6 protein-coding genes are annotated in these 4,415 nt (G+C 67.0%); all 6 read left to right on the plus strand.

Annotated features, from left to right (window positions below):
• Positions 1 to 462: 462 nt before the first annotated feature.
• The 6 genes from DQP56_RS24890 (at position 463) to DQP56_RS22845 (ending at position 4,410) form a co-directional block, all read left to right on the plus strand.
• Entirely contained in the window at positions 463 to 621 is a 159-nt protein-coding gene (locus tag DQP56_RS24890) for a hypothetical protein (RefSeq protein ID WP_165825120.1), read from the plus strand.
• Between the two features lie 189 nt (positions 622 to 810).
• Positions 811 to 1,431: a superoxide dismutase gene (locus tag DQP56_RS22825; RefSeq protein ID WP_112689291.1), complete on the plus strand. Its 621-nt coding sequence runs from the start codon at positions 811 to 813 to the stop codon at positions 1,429 to 1,431.
• A 181-nt stretch (positions 1,432 to 1,612) separates the two neighbouring features.
• Positions 1,613 to 2,149, plus strand: coding sequence for a peptidase (locus DQP56_RS22830; protein ID WP_112689293.1), 537 nt, complete (start codon positions 1,613 to 1,615; stop codon positions 2,147 to 2,149).
• A 101-nt stretch (positions 2,150 to 2,250) separates the two neighbouring features.
• Positions 2,251 to 2,940: a TMEM165/GDT1 family protein gene (locus DQP56_RS22835; protein WP_112689295.1), complete on the plus strand. Its 690-nt coding sequence runs from the start codon at positions 2,251 to 2,253 to the stop codon at positions 2,938 to 2,940.
• 338 nt (positions 2,941 to 3,278) lie between these two features.
• Positions 3,279 to 3,677: a helix-turn-helix domain-containing protein gene (locus DQP56_RS22840; RefSeq protein ID WP_112689297.1), complete on the plus strand. Its 399-nt coding sequence runs from the start codon at positions 3,279 to 3,281 to the stop codon at positions 3,675 to 3,677.
• 64 nt (positions 3,678 to 3,741) lie between these two features.
• Positions 3,742 to 4,410 (plus strand): DUF6474 family protein, encoded by a 669-nt coding sequence (locus tag DQP56_RS22845; RefSeq protein WP_112689299.1) that lies wholly within the window; start codon positions 3,742 to 3,744, stop codon positions 4,408 to 4,410.
• Positions 4,411 to 4,415 lie beyond the last annotated feature (5 nt).

The raw sequence follows: 4,415 nt of genomic DNA on the forward strand, positions 1-4,415 counted from the left end.
CGCAGCGGGAGCACACCTGGATCACCGCACCAGCGTAGCGGCGATCGCAAGGCCGACGGTGCCGGCCGCCGCGGGTCGCCCAGCCCGGCCGTGCACCCCTCCCAGCTACACCGAGCTATCCACAGTTTCCACAGGTTTATCCACACGCGGGCCGGGGGTAGACACGCCCGATGAGGTGCTTTTTGCGCCTCTGCGATCGGCCCACTGTGGATAAGGTGGGGCCGCCGATGTGAGCTGATTAACAGCTCCGAGCGAAATCCCTCGATTAACTAAGCAGCTGCCGGCGCCGGCCGACCGCTCGCCGCCTGGGCGCATCGCTGCAGGCGAGACGGGTTGTACCGGGCAGATTTTTCCACCGGCATACCGAGACGCTATGATCACCGTCACAGAAACGTTGTGATGCGTCTCACGGGTTGGGGCGCACCGTGAACATGGGGGCAGAGGAATGTCGAGGGCAGGGGAATGACGGCACGTCCGGTCGGACCCGGGCCGGTCGCCACGGCGACCGGCTGGCACGCTGGATCGCCCACCTACAAGCGCGGCTATCTACTGGCGTCGCTGCGCGCGGGCGTGATCGCACTGGTGTTGTTGACCGTCCTGCTGGCGATCGTTCTGATCTGAGCGCTGTTCCCGGCATCGCCGCGCGGCCCATTGTTGCAGTACTCCCGCCGTTGGAGCAGTGTTGATCGAGGTGGTCCCACCACATCGCGACCGCGGTAGGCGGTGGGGTGCCGCCAGAGCGTCAACGCAAGTCGACAATGATCAACGGTGATCGACACCGGATCAGTACCGATCGAAGGAAGGAACCCCGTGGCCGACTACACCTTGCCGGACTTGGACTGGGATTACGGAGCCCTTGAGCCGCACATCTCGGGCCAGATCAACGAATTGCACCACAGCAAGCACCACGCCGCCTACGTCTCCGGCGCCAACAGTGCCCTGGAGAAGCTCGCCGAAGCCCGCGCCAAGGACGACCACGGCTCGATCTTTTTGAACGAGAAGAACCTGGCGTTCCACCTCGGCGGGCACGTCAACCACTCGATCTGGTGGAAGAACCTGTCCCCCAACGGCGGTGACAAGCCCACCGGTGAACTGGCCGCGGCCATCGATGATGCCTTCGGGTCGTTCGACAAGTTCCGCGCGCAGTTCACCGCGGCCGCCAACGGTCTGCAGGGCTCGGGCTGGGCGGTGCTGGGTTACGACACCCTCGGCGGCAAACTGCTGACCTTCCAGCTCTACGACCAGCAGGCCAACGTGCCGCTGGGCATCATCCCGCTGCTGCAGGTCGACATGTGGGAACACGCTTTCTACCTGCAGTACAAGAACGTCAAGGCCGACTACGTGAAGGCGTTCTGGAACGTCGTCAACTGGGCCGACGTCCAGTCCCGGTTCGCGGCCGCCACCTCCAAGACCTCGGGTCTGATCTTCTAGTCGCAGCGCAGCTGGGGGCGTCGCGCCGTTGGTGCGGCGCCCCCGCTTCGTTTTGTTCATCGATTCGTTATCGCCCGCGTCGCCGTGTCCGCTTGCGCGCGTTCGTCGGCTGTCGCATGCTGCCAGGCAACCCACCCGCTGAAATGCGAGCACACGAGCCAAATGTCGCGGAGGGTGTGCGATGGAGACGACAGGGTCCGGCCGGGCGATCGAAGTCGCCCCGTTCCATTCCCACGGCGAACTGCACGGATTCGTGGTCTTCGGCCGCTGGCCGGATTCGACCAAGGAATGGGCGCAGTTGCTCAGCATCGCGGTCCGGGTGGCCTCGATGCCCGGACTGCTGCCCACCACAACGGTGTTCGGCACGCGAGAGGAACTCCCCGACAATCCGGGTCCGGGCACCGTCGGGTTGCTGCTGGCCGAAGGCACCGTGGCCGGCGAATCCGCGATCGCACCGGGGTATTTCGCCGACCGCCAGCCCTCGGCGCTGCTGATGTTGCACCCGCCTTCAGAGACCATCCCCTCGCTACCGGAGTGCCGGGGCGCGGCATCGGGATGCGTGCTGCTGCCCGGTCTGCCCTATCTGGGGCTGGAACACCGGGCGGCTTGGGTCGAAGCCGAATCCGACGGCACGGTCACCTCCATGGTGAGCCGGGTCGGCGTCGACCCGGTCAGCCACCCTGATACCGCGATTCTGGCCATGCTCCTTGCCGCATAAGGCATTTCGAATTGTCGGATCCGGGTCGCCGAAACCTCGGGCGACGCTGGCGGCCGGGCCGGTGAGTCACTAGCCTCGCAGCTGACGAAAGGCCCTCTCGCATGCTCGCTGCCATGCTGATCAGCCTGGGAGTGGTGTTCCTGGCCGAGCTCGGCGACAAGTCGCAGCTGATCACCATGACCTACGCGCTCCGGCACCGGTGGTGGGTGGTGCTGAGCGGTGTGGCCATCGCCGCGTTCGCGGTCCACGGCATCTCGGTGACGGTGGGGCACTTTTTGGGGCTGACATTGCCGACCCGACCCATCGCCGCCGTGGCCGGGGTGGCGTTCATCGGCTTCGGGGTGTGGACGTGGCGCGAGGGCACCAGCGCCGCATCCGGGCACACCACCGTCCGCGAGCCGCGGTTCGTGCTGTTCGCTGTGGTGTCCTCGGTGCTGCTGGCAGAACTCGGCGACAAGACCATGTTGGCGACGGTCGCCCTGGCCAGTGACCGCGATTGGCTGGGGGTGTGGCTCGGTGCCACGGCGGGCATGGTGCTGGCCGACGCGGTCGCGATCGCCGTCGGAACGGTGTTGCACCGTCAACTGCCCGAGCCCCTGCTGCACGGCGCGGCCGGCGTGCTGTTCGGCGGGTTCGGCCTGTGGATGCTCCTCGACGAGGCGCTGGGGTGGCGTCCGGTGGCCGTCGGCGCGGTGGCCGGCTTGGTGGCAGTCGTCACCGCGGCCGCGCTTCGGCGGGTTGTCATGCGGCGACGCGAACCCGCCGACGGCGACCGACGCACGGCCCGGTAGCAAATCCCGCCACCGGGTCAGCGCGTGGTGCTGACTTCACTTCGCCGGACGGGCGTCCGGGGCCGAGGAACGTCGACCGATCCCCTACCGGGCCGGGACAGCCCGGCACGACGGCGCATTTGTGCTTGGTACGCCACGGAAATTCGGCTGCGGCCGGCGGTGCCGTCGGCGAACTCACCACGCGACGGTGCGCTAAATATCAAGATCGGATTCGCTGCGGAATCACCCTTGGTTGTGTGGGTATCTATGGCTACGATGATCAGCAAATCATCAGACGTGACGGCTCCCCCCTCGCCGAGCGCCTGTCGACCACTTGCCGTCCCTTGGAGGTCCTATAGATGAGCGCGACTTTCGCTGTCCGCTTGAACCGCCTTTTCGATGTGGTCTATCCCCCCGGCCGGGGACCGCACACGTCCGCCGAGGTGATCGCGGCGCTCAAGGCGGAAGGCATCACCATGTCGGCTCCCTATCTGTCCCAGCTGCGCTCGGGAAACCGGACGAACCCGTCGATGGCCACCATGGCCGCACTGGCCAATTTCTTCCGGATCAAACCCGCGTTCTTCACCGACGACGACTACTACGCCAAGCTCGACGCCGAGTTGACGTGGCTGGACAGCCTCCGTGATGCCGGGGTGCGACGAATCGCCACCCATGCCGTCGGACTCTCGCCGGAGGCCCAGGAGGACGTCCTGGCCCGCATCGATGAGCTGCGCCGCAAGGAGCACCTCAGCGCCTGAGGGGCCGGCACCGTGATTAGGGTGGCTTGATCGGTTCCAGCGAGACACTTCGGAGGCGGCCGCGATGGGTCTGTTCAGAAAACGCAAGAGCCGCGCGACCCGGCGCGCCGAGGCACGCGCCCTGAAGGCCGCGGCCAAACTCGAGGCGCGACTGGCCGCCAAGGGTGAGGCCAAGCGCTTCAAGGCCGCCCAGCGCGCGGAAGCCCGCACGCTCAAAGCGCAGCTCAAGTCCGAACGGGACCGGGACCGCGCCGCGCTCAAGGCGGCCGAGAGTCAGCTCAAGGCGGCCCGCGAGGGCAAGCTGCTGTCGCCGGCCCGGATTCGCCGGACTTTGACGGTGAGCAGGATGCTGGCGCCCATCGTTGTCCCGCTGGTATATCGGGCCGCCATGGCGGTCCGGGGCTTGATCGATGAGCAACGGGCCGCGCGGCTCGGGGTGCCACTGGCGCGCATCGGCGAGTTCTCCGGATCAGGAAAAAACGAAGCCCGGTTGTCGGCGCGGATCGCCGGAGCGGAAAGGACACTGCGCATGGTTGCCGAACGCAAGCCCAAGGACTCCGAGACCCGGCAGTTCGTCGCAGCGATCACCGAACGGTTGGGTGATCTCGCCACGGCGGTGACCGCCATCGAGACCATGCCGGTCGATCGGCGCCGGGCCGCCTCGGCGTCGATCAGCGACCAGCTCGACGGCATCGACGCCGATCTGATGGCGCGGCTGGGGCTGCCCTCATGAGCCCG

Source organism: Mycolicibacter senuensis (genome assembly GCF_003284925.1).
In the GTDB taxonomy this organism is placed as follows: Bacteria; Actinomycetota; Actinomycetes; order Mycobacteriales; family Mycobacteriaceae; genus Mycobacterium; species Mycobacterium algericum_A.

Bases quoted from the DNA above. Each gene is read 5' to 3' on its own strand.
- DQP56_RS24890 (WP_165825120.1), top strand. From the start codon at position 463: ATGACGGCACGTCCGGTCGGACCCGGGCCGGTCGCCACGGCGACCGGC.
- DQP56_RS22830 (WP_112689293.1), top strand. From the start codon at position 1,613: ATGGAGACGACAGGGTCCGGCCGGGCGATCGAAGTCGCCCCGTTCCAT.
- DQP56_RS22835 (WP_112689295.1), top strand. From the start codon at position 2,251: ATGCTCGCTGCCATGCTGATCAGCCTGGGAGTGGTGTTCCTGGCCGAG.
- DQP56_RS22840 (WP_112689297.1), top strand. From the start codon at position 3,279: ATGAGCGCGACTTTCGCTGTCCGCTTGAACCGCCTTTTCGATGTGGTC.
- DQP56_RS22845 (WP_112689299.1), top strand. From the start codon at position 3,742: ATGGGTCTGTTCAGAAAACGCAAGAGCCGCGCGACCCGGCGCGCCGAG.